This is a genomic window from Desertivirga brevis (assembly GCF_017355835.1).
This window is the reverse complement of sequence record NZ_JAFEWF010000015.1, coordinates 22,873-43,189: the sequence shown is the minus strand read 5'-3', so window position 1 is coordinate 43,189 and position 20,317 is coordinate 22,873. Positions and strand designations below refer to the sequence as shown.

18 protein-coding genes and 5 tRNA genes are annotated in these 20,317 nt (G+C 39.9%); 18 read left to right on the top strand and 5 right to left on the bottom strand.

Features of this window, described 5'->3' with window-relative positions:
* Positions 1-44: 44 nt before the first annotated feature.
* The 18 genes from rpsU to J4N25_RS25465 all read left to right on the top strand — a co-directional run bounded on the left by rpsU (position 45) and on the right by J4N25_RS25465 (position 15,323).
* Positions 45-236, top strand: a complete 192-nt coding sequence (gene rpsU, locus J4N25_RS25550; protein WP_207424734.1) for a 30S ribosomal protein S21 — start codon at positions 45-47, stop codon at positions 234-236.
* A 73-nt stretch (positions 237-309) separates the two neighbouring features.
* Positions 310-1,191 carry a tyrosine-type recombinase/integrase gene (locus tag J4N25_RS25545; protein ID WP_207424733.1) on the top strand — a complete coding sequence of 294 codons (882 nt, stop codon included), beginning with the start codon at positions 310-312 and terminating at the stop codon, positions 1,189-1,191.
* A gap of 14 nt (positions 1,192-1,205) precedes the next feature.
* Positions 1,206-1,550, top strand: coding sequence for a ribosome hibernation-promoting factor, HPF/YfiA family (hpf, locus tag J4N25_RS25540; RefSeq protein ID WP_207424732.1), 345 nt, complete (start codon positions 1,206-1,208; stop codon positions 1,548-1,550).
* Between the two features lie 171 nt (positions 1,551-1,721).
* A tRNA-Thr gene (locus J4N25_RS25535) sits at positions 1,722-1,794 on the top strand.
* A gap of 71 nt (positions 1,795-1,865) precedes the next feature.
* Positions 1,866-1,946: transfer RNA gene (locus J4N25_RS25530), tRNA-Tyr, on the top strand.
* 29 nt (positions 1,947-1,975) lie between these two features.
* A tRNA-Gly gene (locus J4N25_RS25525) sits at positions 1,976-2,048 on the top strand.
* Positions 2,049-2,110: 62 nt separating this feature from the next.
* A tRNA-Thr gene (locus J4N25_RS25520) sits at positions 2,111-2,182 on the top strand.
* 61 nt (positions 2,183-2,243) lie between these two features.
* Complete coding sequence (gene tuf, locus J4N25_RS25515; protein WP_207424731.1) at positions 2,244-3,431, top strand: elongation factor Tu; 1,188 nt, start codon at positions 2,244-2,246, stop codon at positions 3,429-3,431.
* Between the two features lie 50 nt (positions 3,432-3,481).
* Positions 3,482-3,552 (top strand) — tRNA-Trp (locus J4N25_RS25510).
* A 13-nt stretch (positions 3,553-3,565) separates the two neighbouring features.
* Positions 3,566-3,760 (top strand): preprotein translocase subunit SecE, encoded by a 195-nt coding sequence (secE, locus tag J4N25_RS25505; protein ID WP_207424730.1) that lies wholly within the window; start codon positions 3,566-3,568, stop codon positions 3,758-3,760.
* A 12-nt stretch (positions 3,761-3,772) separates the two neighbouring features.
* The gene (nusG, locus tag J4N25_RS25500) at positions 3,773-4,315 is read left to right on the top strand and encodes a transcription termination/antitermination protein NusG (protein ID WP_207424729.1); all 543 of its coding nucleotides are present in this window, start codon (positions 3,773-3,775) and stop codon (positions 4,313-4,315) included.
* 143 nt (positions 4,316-4,458) lie between these two features.
* On the top strand, positions 4,459-4,902 hold the full coding sequence (rplK, locus tag J4N25_RS25495; RefSeq protein ID WP_207424728.1) for a 50S ribosomal protein L11: 444 nt from the start codon (positions 4,459-4,461) through the stop codon (positions 4,900-4,902).
* A gap of 22 nt (positions 4,903-4,924) precedes the next feature.
* A complete protein-coding gene (rplA, locus tag J4N25_RS25490) occupies positions 4,925-5,623 on the top strand; it encodes a 50S ribosomal protein L1 (RefSeq protein ID WP_207424727.1) in 699 nt (232 codons plus the stop codon).
* Between the two features lie 2 nt (positions 5,624-5,625).
* Positions 5,626-6,144, top strand: a complete 519-nt coding sequence (gene rplJ / locus J4N25_RS25485; protein WP_207424726.1) for a 50S ribosomal protein L10 — start codon at positions 5,626-5,628, stop codon at positions 6,142-6,144.
* Positions 6,145-6,204: 60 nt separating this feature from the next.
* Positions 6,205-6,582: a 50S ribosomal protein L7/L12 gene (rplL, locus tag J4N25_RS25480; RefSeq protein ID WP_207424725.1), complete on the top strand. Its 378-nt coding sequence runs from the start codon at positions 6,205-6,207 to the stop codon at positions 6,580-6,582.
* A 149-nt stretch (positions 6,583-6,731) separates the two neighbouring features.
* A complete protein-coding gene (gene rpoB, locus J4N25_RS25475) occupies positions 6,732-10,538 on the top strand; it encodes a DNA-directed RNA polymerase subunit beta (RefSeq protein ID WP_207424724.1) in 3,807 nt (1,268 codons plus the stop codon).
* A gap of 92 nt (positions 10,539-10,630) precedes the next feature.
* Entirely contained in the window at positions 10,631-14,917 is a 4,287-nt protein-coding gene (rpoC, locus tag J4N25_RS25470; protein ID WP_207424723.1) for a DNA-directed RNA polymerase subunit beta', read from the top strand.
* A 97-nt stretch (positions 14,918-15,014) separates the two neighbouring features.
* Positions 15,015-15,323: a DUF3467 domain-containing protein gene (locus tag J4N25_RS25465; RefSeq protein WP_207424722.1), complete on the top strand. Its 309-nt coding sequence runs from the start codon at positions 15,015-15,017 to the stop codon at positions 15,321-15,323.
* 27 nt (positions 15,324-15,350) lie between these two features.
* Here the strand turns inward: J4N25_RS25465 and miaA are convergent, their stop codons facing one another.
* The 5 genes from miaA to J4N25_RS25440 form a co-directional block, all read right to left on the bottom strand.
* A complete protein-coding gene (gene miaA, locus J4N25_RS25460) occupies positions 15,351-16,262 on the bottom strand; it encodes a tRNA (adenosine(37)-N6)-dimethylallyltransferase MiaA (RefSeq protein ID WP_207424721.1) in 912 nt (303 codons plus the stop codon).
* 78 nt (positions 16,263-16,340) lie between these two features.
* Positions 16,341-17,000, bottom strand: a complete 660-nt coding sequence (locus J4N25_RS25455) for an IS1096 element passenger TnpR family protein (protein ID WP_207424720.1) — start codon at positions 16,998-17,000, stop codon at positions 16,341-16,343.
* A gap of 76 nt (positions 17,001-17,076) precedes the next feature.
* Positions 17,077-18,489 carry a CCA tRNA nucleotidyltransferase gene (locus J4N25_RS25450; RefSeq protein WP_207424719.1) on the bottom strand — a complete coding sequence of 471 codons (1,413 nt, stop codon included), beginning with the start codon at positions 18,487-18,489 and terminating at the stop codon, positions 17,077-17,079.
* 67 nt (positions 18,490-18,556) lie between these two features.
* The gene (locus J4N25_RS25445) at positions 18,557-19,123 is read right to left on the bottom strand and encodes an L-threonylcarbamoyladenylate synthase (protein WP_207424718.1); all 567 of its coding nucleotides are present in this window, start codon (positions 19,121-19,123) and stop codon (positions 18,557-18,559) included.
* Positions 19,116-20,234, bottom strand: coding sequence for a glycosyltransferase family 4 protein (locus J4N25_RS25440; protein ID WP_207424717.1), 1,119 nt, complete (start codon positions 20,232-20,234; stop codon positions 19,116-19,118). The genes J4N25_RS25445 and J4N25_RS25440 overlap by 8 nt, the downstream gene beginning before the upstream one ends.
* Positions 20,235-20,317 lie beyond the last annotated feature (83 nt).

Here is a 20,317-nt window from a genome sequence, read left to right as displayed (position 1 = left end):
CTTAAATTTGCAGTCCCGAAAAAAATGAGAGGAGGTATAAGAACATGATTATTATCAACGTAAAAGACGGAGAATCTTTAGATAAAGCGTTAAAGCGCTTCAAGAAGAAATTTGAGAAAACCGGAGTATTAAGAGAATTACGTAGTCGCCAGGCTTTCGAAAAGAAATCAGTTGCACGTCGTAACGTGGTTAAGAAAGCTGTTTATAAACAAACTCTTACTCAGGAGACTGCTTAAGATTTTTTTAAAATTTCTTTAAATAATATTAACCTATTTGTATATTGCTTTTGCATTATTCAAATAGGTTTTTATGTTTTTAGAGCGTTTTAAAAGTTATCTGCAGTACGAAAAACGTTTCTCAGAGCATACAATAGCTGCCTACATGAATGACCTGGAACAATTCCAGACATTCATTCAATCGCAAAATCCTGATATGTTGTTGGTGGGCCACCAAGATGTTCGTTCCTGGATGGTTGACCTGATGAATAATAGTATTGCTCCAAATACTATTAACCGTAAGCTTTCGACATTGCGTACTTTCTATACCTTCCTTCAAAGGGAGAAGTTAGTAGAATTAAATCCCACTTTATTAATAAAGGCATTAAAAGCGCCTAAGCGCTTGCCTGTTGTGGTGCATGAGTCAAAAATGGATGATCTGTTAGACAGTGAGGGCATTTTCGCTGAAGACTTCGAAGGAAGGCGTGATAAGTTAATTATTGAGCTGTTGTTTGGTACTGGGATTCGTCTTGCTGAACTTTTAAATATTAAGGAGCGAGATGTTAATTTTTTTGACCATACCCTTAAAATACTTGGAAAAAGAAGTAAGGAGAGGATAGCTCCTGTGTCACCACAGATTATTTCTGAAATAAAAGAGTATTTATCTCTGCGTGAACTTCAAAATTTTGATAACCTTCCTGACCAATTATTCGTAACAAAGGATGGAAAGAGGGCATATCCTACTTTAATATATAGGATTGTAAAGCGGTATCTTGATTATATTACTACAAATCAGAAAAAGAGTCCGCATGTGTTGAGGCATTCCTTTGCCACCAGTTTATTAAATAATGGGGCAGATTTAAACGCAATAAAGGAGTTACTGGGGCATGCAAGTTTGGCTGCTACTCAAGTTTACACTCATAATTCTGTTGAAAAGTTAAAATCAATTTATAAACAAGCTCACCCAAGGGCTTAAAAAAAGGAGGAAAAATGAGAATTTCTGTTCAATCTATCCACTTCAATGCAGACAAAAAATTGTTGGCTTTTATTCAACGAAAGGCTGAAAAGCTGGATCAGTTTTCTGACAGTATCCTAAACGCAGAGGTGTATCTGCGACTGGAAAAAACTGGTGATGATGCTAATAAAATAACAGAGGTTAAACTTAACCTTCCGGGTAGTCAACTTTTTGTTAAAGAGCAGTGTAAGTCTTTTGAAGAGGCAATGGATCTGGCGGTAGAGTCCTTGAGAAGACAGGTAACCAAACATAAAACTAAGAATCGAATAAGGCTGGCTAATTACAAAGCGGAAATTAATATGGGTCACGCCTGGGCATAGCTTTATGTTGCTTAGCATATTAATCCGGCAGTTTTCACTGCCGGATTTTTTTTTAAAAAAATTTTGATGGATATAATATTTGCGTAGATTTGCATTCCCTTTCGGAGAGGTTCTCAATAAGAGAAAAACGATGAAAGGAGCGTTCTTTAAAAGGATAAAAGAAAATTAAAAGCCTCCTTAGCTCAGCTGGTAGAGCAACTGACTTGTAATCAGTAGGTCATTGGTTCGATTCCGATAGGAGGCTCAAAAATTTTAATTTTTAGTTTGCGTTATTCAATTTAAGTTGTACCTTCGCAGACCGAAAAAGAAAGCCCTGGGGAGATACCAGAGCGGTCAAATGGGGCGGACTGTAAATCCGCTGCTTCGGCTACGAAGGTTCGAATCCTTCTCTCCCCACAATGGTGAATTTAGGTTCACCAGTTCATGCGGAAGTAGCTCAGTTGGTAGAGCGATAGCCTTCCAAGCTATAGGTCGCGAGTTCGAACCTCGTCTTCCGCTCATGAGCTAATAGAAGTTAACTACTAAGATGTATTTCTTAGTAGTTAACTGTTTAGTATAAGGCCGAAGTAGCTCAGCGGTAGAGCACTTCCTTGGTAAGGAAGAGGTCGTGGGTTCAAGTCCCATCTTTGGCTCAGCGATAAATTATTCGTTTTATTTAGAAAGTAAAATTAACCTACTAATTAGTATAAAAACATGGCAAAAGAAAAATTTGACCGCAGTAAACCGCACTTAAATATCGGTACTATCGGTCACGTTGACCACGGTAAAACTACTTTGACTGCAGCTATCACTAAAGTATTGGCTGACGCTGGTTTGTCAGAAGCTCGTTCATTTGATTCAATCGACTCTGCTCCTGAAGAAAAAGAAAGAGGTATTACAATCAATACTGCTCACGTTGAGTATTCTACAGCTAACCGTCACTATGCGCACGTTGACTGTCCAGGTCACGCTGACTATGTGAAGAACATGGTTACTGGAGCTGCTCAGATGGATGGTGCAATCCTTGTAGTTGCTTCTACTGATGGTCCGATGCCACAAACTCGTGAGCACATTCTTTTAGCTCGTCAGGTAGGTGTACCAGCTCTAGTTGTTTTCATGAACAAAGTGGATATGGTTGACGATCCTGAGTTGTTAGAGCTTGTTGAAATGGAAGTTCGCGAATTATTATCGTTCTACGATTTCCCTGGTGATGATATCCCTGTAATCAAAGGGTCTGCATTAGGTGGATTGAACGGAGATGCTACTTGGGTAGGTAAAATTATGGAGCTTATGGATGCTGTAGATAACTACATTCCAATTCCTCCACGTTTGACTGATCTTCCATTCTTGATGCCAGTTGAGGACGTATTCTCAATCACTGGTCGTGGTACAGTAGCAACTGGCCGTATCGAGCGTGGTGTTATCAACTCTGGTGATCCTGTAGAGATCCTTGGTATGGGTGCTGAGAACCTGAAATCAACAGTAACAGGTGTTGAGATGTTCCGTAAAATCCTTGACAGAGGTGAAGCAGGTGACAACGTAGGTTTATTGTTACGTGGTATTGAGAAAACTGATATCCGTCGTGGTATGGTTATCTGTAAGCCAGCTTCAGTAACTCCTCACACAGATTTCAAAGCTGAGGTTTACGTATTGTCAAAAGCAGAAGGTGGTCGTCACACTCCATTCTTTAACAAATACCGTCCACAGTTCTATTTCCGTACTACAGACGTAACTGGTGAGATTTCACTAGCAGAAGGTGTAGAAATGGTTATGCCTGGTGATAACGTTACAATCACTGTTAAATTGATCAACGCTATCGCAATGGAGAAAGGTCTACGTTTCGCTATCCGTGAAGGTGGTAGAACAGTAGGTGCTGGTCAGGTAACTGAAATCTTAAAATAAGATATATTAAAAATATAATAAGTCCGTTATTGTGACGGACTTATTCATCCACGGGAATAGTTCAACGGTAGAATAGAGGTCTCCAAAACCTTTGATCAGGGTTCGAATCCTTGTTCCCGTGCAAAAGCTTTAAAATGGCTAACGTAATTCAATTTTTAAAAGAATCATACGATGAGATGACGCAGAAGGTGTCATGGCCTACGTGGTCTGAACTTCAAAGTTCTGCTGTCATCGTACTTGTTGCTTCCCTTATTATTGCTCTTGTTGTTCTTGCAATGGATCAATTGTCTGGAGGCAGCTTGAAATTGTTCTATCAATCAGTTGCATAATTTAAAGAATCAATGAGTGATCAACTGAAGTGGTACGTAGTACGGGCTGTTAGCGGCAAAGAGAAAAAAGTAAAACAGTATATAGAAGCCGAGGTTAATCGCCTTGGTATTTCTCATTTAGTTCCTCAGGTTCTTATACCTATGGAAAAATACTATCAAATGCGTGAGGGTAAAAAGATCGCTAAAGAACGCAATTACTACCCTGGATATGTTTTGATAGAAGCGGCTTTAGATGGTGAGCTTGAACATATCATCAAAAACGTCAACAGTGTTATCGGGTTCCTTGGAGATAAAGGAGGTAATGCTGTACCTATGCGTCAGGCAGAAATTAACCGGATCCTTGGAAAAGTAGACGAAATGTCTTCTCAGGGAGAAACGATGAATGTTCCATATTACGTTGGCGAAAACGTTAAAGTAATGGATGGTCCATTCAACGGGTTCAGTGGTGTTATCGAAGAGGTGAATGAAGAGAAGAAAAAACTGAAAGTTATGGTTAAGATTTTCGGTCGTCGTACCCCTCTCGAATTAAACTACATGCAAGTAGAAAAAGAATAAGTCAGATCTGGGATTTTACATAACAAGATTGAGGTAAGGTATCGAGCCTCAGATCTTAATTTTGCGATCTCATATCTCATTATAAAGATCTTAAATGTTACATGCTTCCACTACTAACATTAAGTACTAATTAAATTAATAAAATGGCAAAAGAAGTCGGTGCGTTAGTAAAATTACAAATCAAGGGCGGCGCTGCTAATCCATCTCCTCCGGTAGGACCTGCATTGGGTGCTAAGGGTGTGAATATCATGGAATTTTGCAAGCAATTCAACGCACGTACCCAAGATAAGCCAGGTAAAGTATTACCTGTTGTAATCACTGTGTATGTAGACAAGTCATTTGAATTTATCATTAAAACTCCTCCTGTTGCAATCCAGTTACTGGAAATTACAGGATTAAAGAGTGGATCAGCGGAGCCAAACCGTAAAAAGGTGGCTCAGGTTTCTTGGGAACAAGTTGAAACCATTGCTAAAGACAAAATGGTTGATTTAAATGCATTTACTGTAGAGTCAGCTATGAAAATGGTTGCCGGTACAGCACGCAGCATGGGGATTACCGTTTCTGGTACTGCTCCTTGGAACAATTAATTAACACAAATTCAGTTAAGAAGTGGCTAGATTAACAAAAAATCAAAAACAGGCACTATCCAAAATTGAGGCTGGTAAAGTTTATTCTTTACAAGATGCATCTGCATTAGTTAAAGAAATCACTACTACCAAGTTTGATGCTTCTGTAGATATCGACGTTCGTTTGGGCGTTGATCCACGTAAGGCAAATCAAATGGTACGTGGTATCGCTTCACTACCTCATGGTACAGGGAAAACTGTTCGTGTTTTGGCTTTGGTAACTCCAGATAAGGAAGAAGAAGCTAAAGCTGCCGGAGCAGATTTCGTTGGACTAGATGAGTATATTGCTAAAATAGAGGGTGGATGGACAGATGTTGATATCATTATCACTATGCCTAGTGTTATGGCTAAAGTTGGTCGTTTAGGACGTATTTTAGGTCCTCGTAACTTAATGCCTAACCCTAAATCAGGAACTGTAACAACTGAGGTTGGTAAAGCAGTTACTGATGTTAAAGGCGGTAAGATCGACTTCAAAGTTGACAAAACTGGTATCATCCATACTTCAATCGGTAAAGTATCTTTCGATGCAGAGAAAATTTATGAGAATGCGCTTGAAGTTCTTCAGACATTGTCAAAATTAAAACCATCTGCGGCAAAAGGAACATATTTCAAGAGTATCCATATCTCTTCTACTATGTCTCCTGGAATTGAAATCGAAACTAAATCAGTAGCGGGGATCTAAGCATGAACAGAGAAGAAAAACACGAAATTGTTCAGGCTCTTTCTGAGCAGATCAAAGAGTACGGTAATTTCTATATTACTGATACTGCAAATCTTACTGTAGCGAAAGTTAACGCTATCCGTCGTAAATTTTTTGACAACGGAATTTCAATCCAGGTTGCAAAGAATTCTCTGATTCGTAAGGCTATGGAAGCAGCAGGAGTTGAAGCTCCTGAGCTTGCAGAGGCATTAAAAGGTTCATCAACAATATTGTTTTCAACAGTAGCAAATGCTCCTGCTAAATTAATCAAAGAACTTAGAAAAACTGGGGACAAACCTGTTTTGAAAGGTGCTTACATTGATACAGCTGTATTTGTTGGAGACAAACAATTAGATGCACTTGCAAGCCTTAAATCTAAAGAGGAACTTGTTGGAGATATCATTGGATTATTACAATCACCTGCGAAAAACGTTCTTTCGGCTCTTCAGTCAGGCGGAACTACAATTGCAGGATTAGTAAAAACATTACAAGAAAGAGGTTAAGACGGACACCTGTAAGGACGTCAATTTACACAAAGTATTGAATTTTAAAATTTAAATAAAATGGCAGATTTAAAAGCGTTTGCTGAACAATTAGTAAACTTAACAGTTAAAGAAGTTAACGAGTTAGCTCAGATCCTTAAAGACGAGTATGGCATCGAGCCTGCTGCTGCAGCTGTTGCTGTTGCTGCTGCTCCTGCTGGTGATGCACCTGCAGCTGCAGAAGAGAAAACTGCGTTCGACGTTATTTTGAAAGAAGCTGGTGGTCAGAAATTAGCTGTAGTTAAACTAGTTAAAGATCTTACAGGTCTTGGTCTTAAAGAAGCTAAAGACCTAGTTGACGGTGCACCTAAAGAATTAAAAACAGGTGTTGCTAAAGACGAAGCTGAAGCTTTGAAAAAACAATTAGAAGAAGCAGGAGCTGTAGTTGAGATTAAGTAATAATCGAACTCAATAAATTAATGGACTAGACTCCGGTTTTCACCGGGGTCTATTGCCATTTCTATCATACCCATTTTTGTCTGACTTGCAAGAATCGGTACAAAAGTCCAAATAAGTCGCAGTTTATTATAAACTAAAATCTTAATCCATTGGCAAACAGAAATCAAAGCGAAAGAGTAAATTTTGCAACCAGCAAACACGTGATAGATTATCCCGATTTTCTGGATGTGCAACTGCAATCTTTCAGAGAATTTTTCCAGCTGGAAACAACTTCAGACGACCGTCATCAGGAAGGGTTGTTTAAAGTGTTTGCTGAAAATTTCCCTATCTCTGATTCAAGAAACATCTTCGTACTGGAGTTTCTTGACTACTTTATAGATCCTCCTCGTTACGACATTCAGGAATGTATTGAGCGTGGATTAACGTACAGTGTTCCATTAAAAGCTAAATTACGTTTATCTTGTAATGACGAAGAGCACGAAGATTTTGAAACAATTGTTCAGGACGTGTATTTGGGAACAATCCCTTATATGACTCCTAAGGGAACGTTTGTAATCAATGGAGCTGAGCGTGTAATTGTTTCGCAGTTGCACAGATCACCGGGTGTGTTCTTCGGTCAAAGCCGCCACACTAACGGAACCAAACTATACTCAGCCCGTGTAATACCTTTCAAGGGTTCATGGATTGAGTTCGCTACAGACGTTAATAACGTGATGTATGCATATATCGACCGTAAGAAGAAATTCCCTGTAACTACTCTCTTACGTGCTATCGGTTACGATTCGGATAAAGACATTCTTGAATTATTCGAACTGGCAGATGAAGTGAAAGTTAGCAAATCCGGACTTAAGAAATTTGTTGGTCGGAAGCTAGCTGCAAGGGTTCTTAAGAAGTGGGTAGAAGATTTTGTGGATGAGGATACTGGTGAGGTTGTTTCTATCGACCGTAATGAAATTATCCTTGAAAGGGAAACTATTTTAGAAGATGATCACATTGACATGATCATTGATGCTGGTGTTAAAACTGTAATCCTTTCTAAGGATGACGGTGCCAGCAACGCTGATTATTCAATTATATATAATACCTTACAAAAAGATACTTCCAATTCTGAGAAGGAAGCGGTAGAGCACATTTATCGCCAGTTACGTAACGCTGAACCACCAGATGAAGAAACTGCACGTGGAATTATTGAGCGTTTGTTCTTCTCTGATAAAAGATATGATCTTGGAGATGTAGGTCGTTACCGTATCAACCGTAAGCTTAAATTAGATACACCTGATGAGACTAAGGTTTTAACAAAGGCTGACATTATTGCAATCGTTAAGTATCTTATTAAGTTAATTAATTCCAAAGCTGAGGTTGATGATATTGACCACTTATCGAATCGTCGTGTTCGTACTGTAGGTGAGCAATTATATGCTCAATTTGGAGTTGGTTTAGCACGTATGGCTCGTACCATTCGTGAGCGTATGAACATTCGTGACAATGAGGTGTTCACGCCAACCGATTTGATCAACGCGCGTACACTTTCGTCTGTAATCAATTCGTTCTTTGGAACAAACCAGTTGTCTCAGTTTATGGACCAAACCAACCCTCTAGCAGAGATCACGCATAAGCGTCGTCTTTCAGCTTTAGGTCCAGGTGGTCTTTCCCGTGAGCGTGCAGGGTTCGAGGTTCGTGACGTACACTATACGCACTATGGTCGTCTTTGTACCATTGAAACTCCGGAAGGTCCGAACATTGGTTTGATTTCATCTCTGTGTGTTCACGCAAAGATCAACAACTTAGGTTTCATCGAAACACCGTATCGTAAGGTAGAAAATGGTAGGGTAGTAGTTGAAGAGCCGGTTATTTACCTTTCAGCTGAAGACGAGGATGGAAAGACAATCGCCCAGGCGAATGCGCAATACGATGAAAAAGGAAATTTCGATTCTCCTCGTGTAAAAGCACGTTTTGAAGGTGACTTCCCGGTTATTGAACCTGAGAGACTTGATTTGATGGACGTTGCTCCTAACCAGATCACCTCTATTGCAGCTTCATTGATTCCGTTCCTTGAGCACGATGACGCAAACCGTGCATTGATGGGATCGAACATGCAACGCCAGGCCGTTCCATTATTACGCCCTGAAGCACCAGTAGTAGGTACTGGTTTGGAAGGTCGTGTAGCACGTGACTCACGTACCCTTATTAATGCAGAGGGTGACGGGGTTGTAGAGTATGTTGATGCAAATGAAATTCGTATCAAATACGACAGGAATGATGATGATCGTTTAGTGTCTTTTGAAGGCGAATCTAGAACATACCGTCTTACTAAGTTCAAGAAAACCAACCAAAGTACCTGTATTAACTTGAAGCCGATCGTTAAGAAAGGTCAGAGAGTAGCCAAAGGACAAGTTCTTTGTGAAGGATATGCAACGCAAGACGGAGAGTTGGCACTTGGTCGTAACCTTAAGGTAGCATTCATGCCTTGGCAAGGTTTCAACTTTGAGGATGCGATAGTAATTTCTGAACGTGTAGTATCTCAGGATATATTCACTTCGCTTCATATAGAGGAATTTGAATTAGAAGTTCGTGATACTAAGCGTGGAGAGGAAGAATTGACTCCGGATATCCCTAACGTTTCAGAAGAAGCAACGAAAGATCTGGATGAGAACGGTATCATTCGCGTTGGAGCTGAAGTAAAAGAAGGTGACATTCTAATCGGTAAGATTACTCCTAAAGGGGAGTCTGATCCTTCACCAGAAGAGAAACTACTTCGCGCTATCTTCGGTGATAAAGCAGGCGACGTTAAGGATGCTTCCTTAAAAACTCCTCCTTCAATCAGCGGTGTGGTAATTGATACAAAGTTGTTCTCGCGTGCTAAAAAGACATCTAAAGCGGAAGAAAAGTCTCAGCTTGATAAATTAGATGCAGGTCATGACAGAGCGATGAAGCAGCTTAAAGATAGTTTGATTGATAAGTTGTTCACGATTGTTAACGGAAAAACTTCACAAGGAGTTTATAACGTTTACAAAGAGCTCCTTATACCAAAAGGCGCAAAGTTCACGCAAAAAATGTTGGTTGAGTTAGAGTATGCTAACATTAACCCAACAAAGTGGACTACCGATGATGATAAGAATGAGTTGATCAAGCAACTTCTTCACAATTACAACATCAGATTGAACGAAGAGCTAGGCGCTTACAAACGTGAGAAATTTGCGATTAGCGTGGGTGATGAGCTTCCATCAGGAATCGTTCAGATGGCTAAAGTTTACATCGCTAAAAAACGTAAGCTTCGTGTAGGGGATAAGATGGCTGGTCGCCACGGTAATAAGGGTATTGTTGCCAGGATTGTACGTGATGAAGACATGCCATTCCTTGAAGACGGAACTCCGGTAGATATCGTTCTTAACCCACTAGGGGTACCTTCTCGTATGAACCTCGGACAGATCTACGAAACTGTTCTTGGCTGGGCTGCAAAAGAGCTTGGAGTGAAATTCGCTACTCCAATCTTTGATGGAGCTACACATGAAGAGGTGGAAGAATGGGTCGCAAAAGCTGGTGTACCAGCGTCTGGTAGAACTTACCTATACAACGGTTTAACAGGAGAGCGCTTTGACCAACCAACTACAGTAGGTGTTATTTATATGCTGAAACTAGGGCACATGGTTGATGATAAGATGCATGCTCGTTCAATCGGACCATACTCCTTGATAACACAACAGCCTCTGGGTGGTAAAGCTCAGTTTGGTGGTCAGCGTTTCGGTGAGATGGAGGTATGGGCTCTTGAAGCCTTTGGTGCTGCCAACATCCTTCAGGAGATCCTGACGGTGAAATCTGATGATGTTGTTGGTCGTGCGAAAACATACGAAGCGATTGTAAAAGGCGAAAATCTTCCAACGCCTTCTGTTCCTGAATCATTCAACGTATTGGTTCATGAGTTAAGAGGACTTGGTTTAGATATCACATTAGACTAATAAAGAGGTAAAAGGTAAGAGGTAGAAGGTAAAAGCATTTATGCAATTACCTTTCACCTTTCACTTTTCCGCCTTTAACCTTAAGAAGAGATATGTCTTATAAAAAGGATAATAAAATAAAAAGTAACTTCACTTCGATTACTATCAGCTTAGCGTCTCCTGAGTCAATTCTAGAGCGTTCAAGTGGTGAAGTTTTGAAACCGGAAACCATTAATTATCGTACCTACAAGCCCGAACGAGACGGTTTGTTCTGCGAGCGCATTTTTGGTCCTGTGAAGGATTATGAGTGTCATTGCGGTAAATACAAACGTATCCGTTATAAAGGCATTGTGTGTGACCGTTGTGGTGTTGAGGTTACTGAAAAGAAAGTACGTCGTGAGCGTATGGGACACATTAACCTTGTTGTTCCTGTTGCCCATATCTGGTACTTCCGTTCATTACCTAATAAGATAGGTTATTTGTTAGGTCTTCCTACCAAAAAGCTAGATCTTATTATTTATTATGAGCGCTACGTTGTAATTCAAGCAGGTATTAAAGAAACAGACGGAATCGCTAAAATGGATTTCCTTACTGAAGAAGAATACCTTGATATTTTAGATACGCTTCCAAAAGAAAATCAGTACTTAGACGATAAAGATCCTCAGAAATTTATTGCTAAAATGGGTGCTGAAGCCCTTGAGGAATTGTTAAAACGTATCGATCTTGATCAGTTGTCATACGACCTTCGTCATCAGGCAGCTAACGAAACTTCTCAGCAACGTAAAAATGAGGCATTAAAACGTCTTCAAGTTGTTGAAGCTTTCCGTGGTGCCCGCGAGAACATCGAGAATCAGCCTGAGTGGATGATTGTTAAGATTGTTCCTGTTATTCCACCAGAGCTACGTCCGTTGGTTCCGTTGGAAGGTGGCCGCTTTGCTACGTCTGACCTAAATGACTTATATCGTCGTGTTATCATTCGTAACAACCGTTTGAAAAGACTTATTGAGATTAAAGCTCCGGAGGTAATTTTACGTAACGAAAAGCGTATGTTACAGGAAGCTGTTGATTCATTGTTTGACAACTCTCGTAAGGTAAACGCTGTTAAGACTGAAGGTAACCGAGCTTTAAAATCTCTTTCGGATATCCTGAAAGGAAAGCAGGGACGTTTCCGGCAAAACCTTTTAGGTAAACGTGTTGACTACTCTGCCCGTTCTGTAATTGTTGTAGGTCCTAACCTTAAATTACACGAATGTGGTTTGCCTAAAGACATGGCTGCTGAATTGTTCAAACCATTCATCATTCGTAAAATGATTGAAAGAGGCGTGGTTAAAACAGTTAAATCAGCAAAAAAGATCGTTGACCGTAAAGATCCCCTGGTTTGGGATATCCTTGAAAATGTTCTTAAAGGACACCCCGTATTGCTAAACCGTGCTCCTACGCTTCACCGTTTAGGTATCCAATCCTTCCAGCCAAAGCTAGTTGAAGGTAAGGCAATTCAGTTACACCCCTTAGTGTGTACGGCTTTCAACGCCGACTTTGACGGTGACCAGATGGCGGTTCACGTACCTCTTGGTAATGCTGCAATTTTGGAGGCTCAGGTATTGATGCTTGCCTCTCATAACATTCTTAACCCTGCCAATGGTACTCCAATTACAGTTCCTTCTCAGGACATGGTACTTGGACTGTACTACATCACTAAAGGTCGTAAGACAGATGAAAAACGAGTGATGAAGGGTGAAGGACAAATTTTCTACTCGTCTGAAGAGGTTATTATTGCTTATAACGAGAAGAAAATTGACTTGCATGCCTTTATTAAAGTTAAGGCGAATGCGAAAGAGAAGGACGGCACAATCGTTAATAAGATTATTGATACTACAGTTGGGCGAGTTCTATTTAACCAGCATGTTCCAGAGGAAGTTGGATATATCAATGAACTATTAACTAAGAAATCACTTCGTGATATTATTGGTGAGGTAGTAAAAATTACTGGTATGGCACGTGCAGCTCAATTCTTAGATGACATCAAAGAATTAGGGTTCCAAATGGCATTCCGTGGCGGTCTTTCATTTAACCTTCAGGATCTTAATATTCCTGAGGCTAAGGTTAAATTGATCGAGCAGGCTTCTCAGGAAGTTGAAGAGGTAATGAATAACTATAACATGGGATTCATTACAAACAATGAGCGTTACAATCAGATCATTGATATCTGGACTCGTATCAACAATCGTTTGACAGCAAACGTAATGGAGATCTTGTCTACAGATAATCAGGGTTTCAACTCTGTATACATGATGCTTGATTCAGGTGCCCGTGGTTCTAAAGAGCAGATTCGTCAGCTTTGCGGTATGAGGGGTCTGATGGCAAAACCTCAGAAATCAGGATCAGGTGGTGAAATTATTGAGAACCCAATCCTTTCGAACTTTAAAGAAGGACTTTCAGTACTCGAATACTTCATCTCTACCCACGGTGCTCGTAAAGGTCTTGCGGATACGGCGTTAAAGACAGCGGATGCTGGTTACTTAACTCGCCGTTTGCATGACGTTGCTCAAGATATGATTGTTGGAGAAACAGATTGTGGTACTTTAAGAGGTATTTTCACTACGGCCTTGAAAGACAATGAAGATATCGTTGAGCCTTTATACGATCGTATTTTAGGTAGAACGTCTCTACATGATGTTTATGATCCGATCTCAAATGAGCTTTTAGTGTCTGCAGGTCAGGATATTGACGAGGACATCGCTCATAATGTAGAAAATTCTGCTCTTGAGGGAATTGAAATTCGTTCAGTTCTAACTTGCGAAAGCAAACGTGGTGTTTGTGCTCTTTGTTATGGACGTAACCTTGCAACTGGTAAACGCGTTCAGGCAGGTGAGGCAGTAGGTGTTATTGCAGCACAGTCTATCGGTGAGCCTGGTACTCAGTTAACACTTCGTACATTCCACGTGGGTGGTACTGCATCGAACATTGCGGCTGAATCTCAAATCAATGCGAAGTTTGACGGCGTTATTGAATTTGAAAATATAAGAACTGTTCCTTATACAACAGAAGAAGGTCCGGTGGAAGTTGTACTTGGTCGTTCTGGTGAATTCCGTATTGTTGAACCAAACAGCGGTAGAGTTATCATGACGAATAACATTCCTTATGGTTCTTACTTGTACGTTAAGGAGGGTGATAAGGTAACTAAAGGCGACAGAATCTGTAGCTGGGATCCATATAACGCTGTTATTATCTCTGAATTCTCTGGTAAAATTGAGTTTGAAGCGGTTATTGAAGGCGTAACCTTCCGTGAAGAATCAGACGAACAGACTGGTCACAGGGAGAAAGTAATTATCGATACTCGTGATAAAACTAAGAACCCTGTTATTAAGATCGTTGATAGTACAGGTGGAGCCGTTAAAGGGTACAATATTCCTGTAGGTGCTCATATCGCTGTGGATGAAGGTACTAAAGTTAAAATGGGTGAAGTTATTGCCAAGATACCTCGTTCTACAGGTAAGACTCGTGACATCACCGGTGGTCTTCCTCGTGTAACGGAGTTGTTCGAGGCTCGTAACCCTTCAAACCCTGCGGTAGTAACAGAAATCGATGGTGTAGTAACCCTAGGCGGTGTTAAACGTGGTAATCGTGAAATTTCAATCGAATCCAGAGATGGACAGATTAAGAAATATCTTGTTCCGCTTTCTAAACACATCCTTGTTCAGGATAATGACTTTGTGAAAGCTGGTATGCCACTTTCAGATGGTTCTATCTCTCCTGCAGACATCCTTGCAATTAAGGGCCCAGCAGCTGTTCAGGAGTATCTTGTGAATGGTATTCAAGAGGTTTACCGTCTGCAAGGGGTGAAGATCAACGATAAACATTTCGAAGTTATCGTTCACCAGATGATGCAGAAGGTTAGAATTGAGGATCCAGGAGATACTCGTTTCTTAGAGAACGATGCTGTTGATCGCTGGGATTTCATGCTTGAGAACGATGATATATTTGACAAGAAAGTCGTTACAGATCCAGGTGATTCTCCTAACTTGAAACCTGGTCAAATCATCTCTGTACGTAAGTTGAGAGACGAGAACTCAATGCTTAAACGTAAGGATATGAAACTTGTTGAGGCTCGTGATGCTATTGCTGCAACTTCAAGTCCGTTATTACAAGGTATCACTCGTGCGTCATTAGGTACTAAATCCTTCATTTCAGCAGCTTCCTTCCAGGAAGCTACCAAAGTGCTTAACGAGGCAGCTATCAGTGGTAAACGTGATAACTTATTAGGATTGAAAGAAAACGTAATTGTAGGTCACTTGATTCCTTCAGGTACTGGTTTACGCAGCTACGATCGTATCATTGTTGGTTCTCAGGAAGAGTACGACAAGCTGATGGCTTCTAAGTACGAAGAGGCTGAAGCGTAATTAAGCAGGTATTAGAGTCGACAGCTCAAAAGGCTGAGGCTTCCTTCAATAGAATAAAGTCCCTTCGATTATGGAGGGACTTTTTTATTTTTACATCATGGAAGAGAATAACAACGAGAACCAATTAAATATAGAATTATCAGAAGAAGTAGCAGAAGGCACTTATGCTAATCTCGCCATTATCACCCATTCAAACTCAGAGTTTGTGCTAGATTTTATTCGTGTGATGCCCGGTGTGCCAAAAGCAAAAGTAAAATCGAGAGTTATACTAACCCCGGAGCATGCGAAGCGCCTTTTGCATGCATTAGAAGATAATATAGCAAAGTTTGAAGCTGTTAATGGAAGAGTAAGGATCCAGGAGGAAGGCTTGCCCTTGAATTTTGGTGGACCAACGGCCCAAGCTTAGATCCAGGTTTAAATAGCAAAGGTAAAATTAGAGTTCTGCCTTTGCTATTATAAATTTTAATATTTCATGGTATTCTGTTGGTAGAAACCACCTAAACCCCTCGTCTTTTCTAAACCAGGTTAGCTGTCGTTTTGCGAATCGACGGGTATTTTGCTTTATTTGTTCTGCTGCTTGCTCCAATGTTATTACACCGTCTAAATGATCAAAGATTTCCGAATATCCTACTGTATTAAGTGCATTTAAACTGCGAAATGGAAGAAGTTTTTTAACTTCGTCAACTAACCCTGCCTCCAGCATCTTATCAACACGTTGGTTAATTCTATCATAGAGCTTATCCCTGTCACAATTTAGCCCGACCTTAATAATATTAAAATCCCTGTTTTTATGCGCTCCCGTACGGAAGGACGAAAAAGGCAAGTTCGTGCTTAAGCAAACTTCCAATGCCCTGATTATTCTCTGTGGATTAGATTTGTCGACCTCAGCATAATAAACAGGATCTAGTTCTTGAAGTTTTTTTTGAATTACTCCGATTCCATGATTCGTATATAATTCATTTAGCTCCATCCTTGTGGAAGGAGATACCTTGGGTAATTTATCAAACCCATTAGTAATTGCTTTAATAAAAAGGCCTGAACCTCCAACAAGGACTAAAATATCGTGTTTTTTAAACAGACCTTCGATTAGTTCGAGCGCCTGCTCTTCAAAATCCCCAACGGTAAAACTATCAGTTATATGGTGAGAGTTTATAAAGTGATGCTTGGCGGCTTTAAGTTCCTCAAAGGAAGGTTTAGCAGTGCCAATAGACATCTCTTTATAAAACTGACGGGAATCGGCAGAGATAATTTCAGTACCGAAATTTTGAGCTATTTTTATTGCCAGGTCTGTTTTTCCTATTGCTGTCGGCCCGGCTATTACTATTAATGTTTTCTCAGCGCTCATGGCATAAATAAAAATAGCTCGTAGTTAGATGATAACAACCACTACGAACTATTCAATTTGTAAAACTACAACTAGGGTTTAGTAGTCGTCCTTGTTGTTGTTCCCGTAGTCGTCTGATTCGAAGCCTTCATTATCAGAAAACTCATCCATGAATTCGTCTTTTTCCTCTTCGTCCTCGGATTCCTCTGTATGATGACTCATCCCAACGCCCAAGTCTTCATCTTCTACTGCTAGATCATCTGTTTCTTCGGGTTCAAAATCATCATCATTAAGTAGGAAGTCTAAATCATCAGGTTCTTCTCCGGTACCGGCAGGAGCAATTGTTGGAATTATCGCTTTTGGAGCTTCTCCAACACTTTTTGCAAGTGACGGATATTCTTTACCAGGCTCCAGATCCAAGATTTTAACTAACTCAACATGAAAGTCGAATGGGCGATCGAAATTATATGTATAGTAAAACTTTTGATGGGGATCATCAATAAAGCGATTAAGCTTGGTACCTGTCATCTGAGTTACTCCACGATCTAATTTTCTTTGAGTAGGTAGATATGCTATTTCATCTCCCTTAATCCACTGATCGTTACTAACATAGAAGGACGAAGAATGTTCAGGATTGTACCCCGTACTTTTATGTATGGCATGATGCAAATCTTCGAATGTTTGGGTGGATTTTATATCGATTTCTCTTATTACATCATCGTAATCTTCGAACGAAACCCTAAATCTGTAAATCGCCATGTCTGAATTATTTTATGCGAAATAATAAAATTGGAGTAACATTTAACGCCTTTTTTATTACAAAGTTTTAAATTTCTTAATTCTGTTTTGTTAAAGGAGTAAGTCCTAAATCTTTAGCCTTTTGCAGCATAAACTGGAAAGCTTCGTCTCTCGAGTTTTTAATTTCCCCCTCAAGAATGGCTTCCCGTATTTGATTTTTAATTATACCAACTTCCTTGCCCGCAGGGATACCGAAAGTTTCCATAATATCATTTCCAGTAACAGGCGGTTGCCAGTTTCGGATCTGGTCTCGTTCTTCCACATCCTTCAACTTCTGTTTAACCAACTCGAAGTTCTGGCGATATTTCTTTTTCTTGAAATCGTTCTTTGTGGTTACATCTGCATGGCATAACATCATAAGGCTGTCAATGTCTTCACCTGCATCAAAGAGTAGCCTTCTAACAGCCGAGTCTGTTACTACGTCCTGAGCTAAGACAATGGGCCTTAAATGAAGCTGTACAAGTTTTTGGACAAACTTCATTTTTTCATTTAGGGGAAGCTTGAGCTGGGTGAAGATTTTAGGAACCATCCGCGCTCCCTTTTCCTCGTGTCCATGAAATGTCCACCCATGGATTTCATCAAAACGTTTCGTTGCTGGTTTAGCAATATCATGTAATATTGCCGCCCAACGTAGCCATAGATCGGGACTTAATTCTGCAACATTATCTAGCACCTCAAGAGTGTGGTAGAAATTATCTTTGTGTCCTTTACCATTTTTATAGTCTACGCCATAGAGGGCTACCATTTGAGGGAACACAAGGTGCAGTAAGCCTGTGTCGAACATAAGCTTAAAACCTATAGAAGGTTTTTTTGAAAGGATAATTTTATTGATTTCGTCTATAATTCTTTCGGTCGAGACAATTTTAATCCGTTCCCGGTTATCTCTTATAGCATTCAAAGCGTCATCATTAATGGAAAATTCTAATTGTGTGGCAAAGCGAATAGCTCTCATCATCCTGAGCGGATCATCTGAAAACGTCTCTGTCGGATCTAAAGGTGTACGAATAACCTTCGATTCCAGGTCTCTCATGCCATCAAACGGGTCTAGTAGCTCACCATAAGTTTTTCCGTTAAGAGAAATTGCCATAGCGTTGATTGTAAAATCTCTTCGCTTCTGGTCGTCTGCTAAAGTTCCATTTTCTACAACTGGTTTACGGGAGTGTGATCGGTACGACTCTTTTCTAGCCCCTACAAATTCAACCTCAAGTTCATTGAACCGAAGCATAGCCGTACCAAAATTTTTGAATACATTTAACTGTACTTTAAGTGAAGATGCAACTTTTTCGGCAAATGTGATTCCATTGCCCACCACAAGTATGTCAATGTCTTTGGAGGGACGGTTTAAAAAAATATCTCTGACAAAACCTCCAATCACATATATCTCAGCCCCTTCTTTATCAGCCAGGACTGAAAGCTTTTTAAATATCGGAAGTTTAAGGTGCTCCTTCATATAACGGAAATATCCCCCGTACTTGAGGATGGAAGATTTTTTTACAAAAATAACTTAATTGTTGGGATTAGCGGCGAATAAAGGCAAATCGTCCGTCGGGTTCAAGTTTCATTATCGTAGAGATCTTCTTTTCTTTAAGATCGTCTTGTTCAAAATTTACTATAAAATCTACCCCATTCCTGATCTCTTCTGAAACCTCTGAGAAATTTTTTGGGCTAGGGTGTCCGCTTATGTTGGCTGAAGTTGAGACTATCGGCTTCCGGAATTTTTGAATCAATTGTTGACAAAACTGATGCTTTACAATTCGTATACCAATACTTCCGTCGTCGTGCACAACGTTTTCCGGGAGATTTTTCGCTCCAGAGTAAATTACCGTCAAAGGATTCTCAGCAAACTCGATCAAATCGTAGGCGATTTCCGGAACTTCCCTAACGTAACTTCCAATCTTGTTTTCTGAATCAAGCAGTATAATTAAGCCTTTACAGACCTCACGTCCTTTAAGCTTCAAGATTTGTTCAACTGCCGCTTCATTAGTAGCGTCGCAGCCGATACCCCAAATAGTGTCGGTTGGATATAGAATAATTCCTCCCGCGCTTAGAATTTCTAAAGCTTTGGTTATGTCGTCTTTAAGCATTATTGATTGCTTTATAATAAGTTTGCATCAAATTTTTTGATAAAGTTTTCTCGGTGAATTTTTGCACATAACGAAAACCCTCTTGCACCATGGAAGCTCTTTTTATAGGATTATTCAATATGTAGTTTATCTGCCAGCCGAGTTGTATTTCATCCTGCGGGTGGACATATCTAGACCCTGGTCCTCCTGCTTCTTCAAGGCAAGAGCCTGTAGCTGCTACAACAGGAATTCCGGAGTAAAGAGCCTCAATAACCGGGATTCCGAAACCTTCAAACTCAGAAGGATAGACGAAAATATCTGCCGTTTGATAGATCGTTGGCAAATCCTTAATGGGTACGTTTTTTAGAAAAATAACCCGTTCATGCATTTGATGAGCTGCCACGTATTCTCTTACTTCTTTAGCATAATCCGTTTCCCTGCCAATAACAACCAGCTTAACATTTTTTGAGACTGCATTATTTAACGCTTTTACAATAAGTAGCAAATTCTTTCGCTCCTCTATGGTTCCTACATTTAGAATAAACTTCTCTGGTAAGTTATACTCCTTGCGGATTTTTAGTTTTTCTTCCTCCGTAGCCTGATGTTGAAAAAGGTGATTACAACCCTGATAAACTACGTCGATCTTATCTTCCGGAACTTTGAAAAAAGAAATTATGTCTTCCTTAGTCTGCTTGCTCACTGCAACTATCCTTGATGCATTCTTACATGCATATTCAAATTTATACTTGTATATCTGCCTGTCAATGTAGGGATAGTAATCTGGAAAGCGAAGAAATATTAAGTCGTGAACAGTAACTATTGAAGGGATACCAGACTTAGCAATACCAATGGGAAGTTCATTACTTAAGCCGTGAAACAAATCAATTTTATCCCTTTTAAGGTCGGATACTATTAGCCCACTTCTCCATAAAGTTGAATTTATTAATTTAGAAGGGTGACAATATCTAACGGCATTAGGAATGCCAAGATTACTTTTAGGGGATTTGGGTGTATATAAGTAATACTGATTGTCAGGAAAGTGATCGGCAAGAAGATTCAAGACAAAGCGGCTGTAGTTGCCTAGTCCTGTAAAGTTTTGCACTGCTCTTTTTCCATCAAATCCAATTCGCATATTTTTAGGTTAAAATAAGAGGTTAAAGGTAAAAGGAAAACACTGCTCATGCAATTTTGCTTCACATTTTACCTTCTACCTTT

Coding starts and splice junctions, on each gene's coding strand:
- hpf (WP_207424732.1), top strand. CDS start 1,206: ATGAGAATTTCTGTTCAATCTATCCACTTCAATGCAGACAAAAAATTG.
- rpoC (WP_207424723.1), top strand. CDS start 10,631: ATGTCTTATAAAAAGGATAATAAAATAAAAAGTAACTTCACTTCGATT.
- tuf (WP_207424731.1), top strand. CDS start 2,244: ATGGCAAAAGAAAAATTTGACCGCAGTAAACCGCACTTAAATATCGGT.
- J4N25_RS25455 (WP_207424720.1), bottom strand. CDS start 17,000: ATGGCGATTTACAGATTTAGGGTTTCGTTCGAAGATTACGATGATGTA.
- J4N25_RS25545 (WP_207424733.1), top strand. CDS start 310: ATGTTTTTAGAGCGTTTTAAAAGTTATCTGCAGTACGAAAAACGTTTC.
- nusG (WP_207424729.1), top strand. CDS start 3,773: ATGAGTGATCAACTGAAGTGGTACGTAGTACGGGCTGTTAGCGGCAAA.
- secE (WP_207424730.1), top strand. CDS start 3,566: ATGGCTAACGTAATTCAATTTTTAAAAGAATCATACGATGAGATGACG.
- rplK (WP_207424728.1), top strand. CDS start 4,459: ATGGCAAAAGAAGTCGGTGCGTTAGTAAAATTACAAATCAAGGGCGGC.
- J4N25_RS25465 (WP_207424722.1), top strand. CDS start 15,015: ATGGAAGAGAATAACAACGAGAACCAATTAAATATAGAATTATCAGAA.
- J4N25_RS25450 (WP_207424719.1), bottom strand. CDS start 18,489: ATGAAGGAGCACCTTAAACTTCCGATATTTAAAAAGCTTTCAGTCCTG.
- rplJ (WP_207424726.1), top strand. CDS start 5,626: ATGAACAGAGAAGAAAAACACGAAATTGTTCAGGCTCTTTCTGAGCAG.
- rplL (WP_207424725.1), top strand. CDS start 6,205: ATGGCAGATTTAAAAGCGTTTGCTGAACAATTAGTAAACTTAACAGTT.
- J4N25_RS25445 (WP_207424718.1), bottom strand. CDS start 19,123: ATGCTTAAAGACGACATAACCAAAGCTTTAGAAATTCTAAGCGCGGGA.
- J4N25_RS25440 (WP_207424717.1), bottom strand. CDS start 20,234: ATGCGAATTGGATTTGATGGAAAAAGAGCAGTGCAAAACTTTACAGGA.
- rpsU (WP_207424734.1), top strand. CDS start 45: ATGATTATTATCAACGTAAAAGACGGAGAATCTTTAGATAAAGCGTTA.
- miaA (WP_207424721.1), bottom strand. CDS start 16,262: ATGAGCGCTGAGAAAACATTAATAGTAATAGCCGGGCCGACAGCAATA.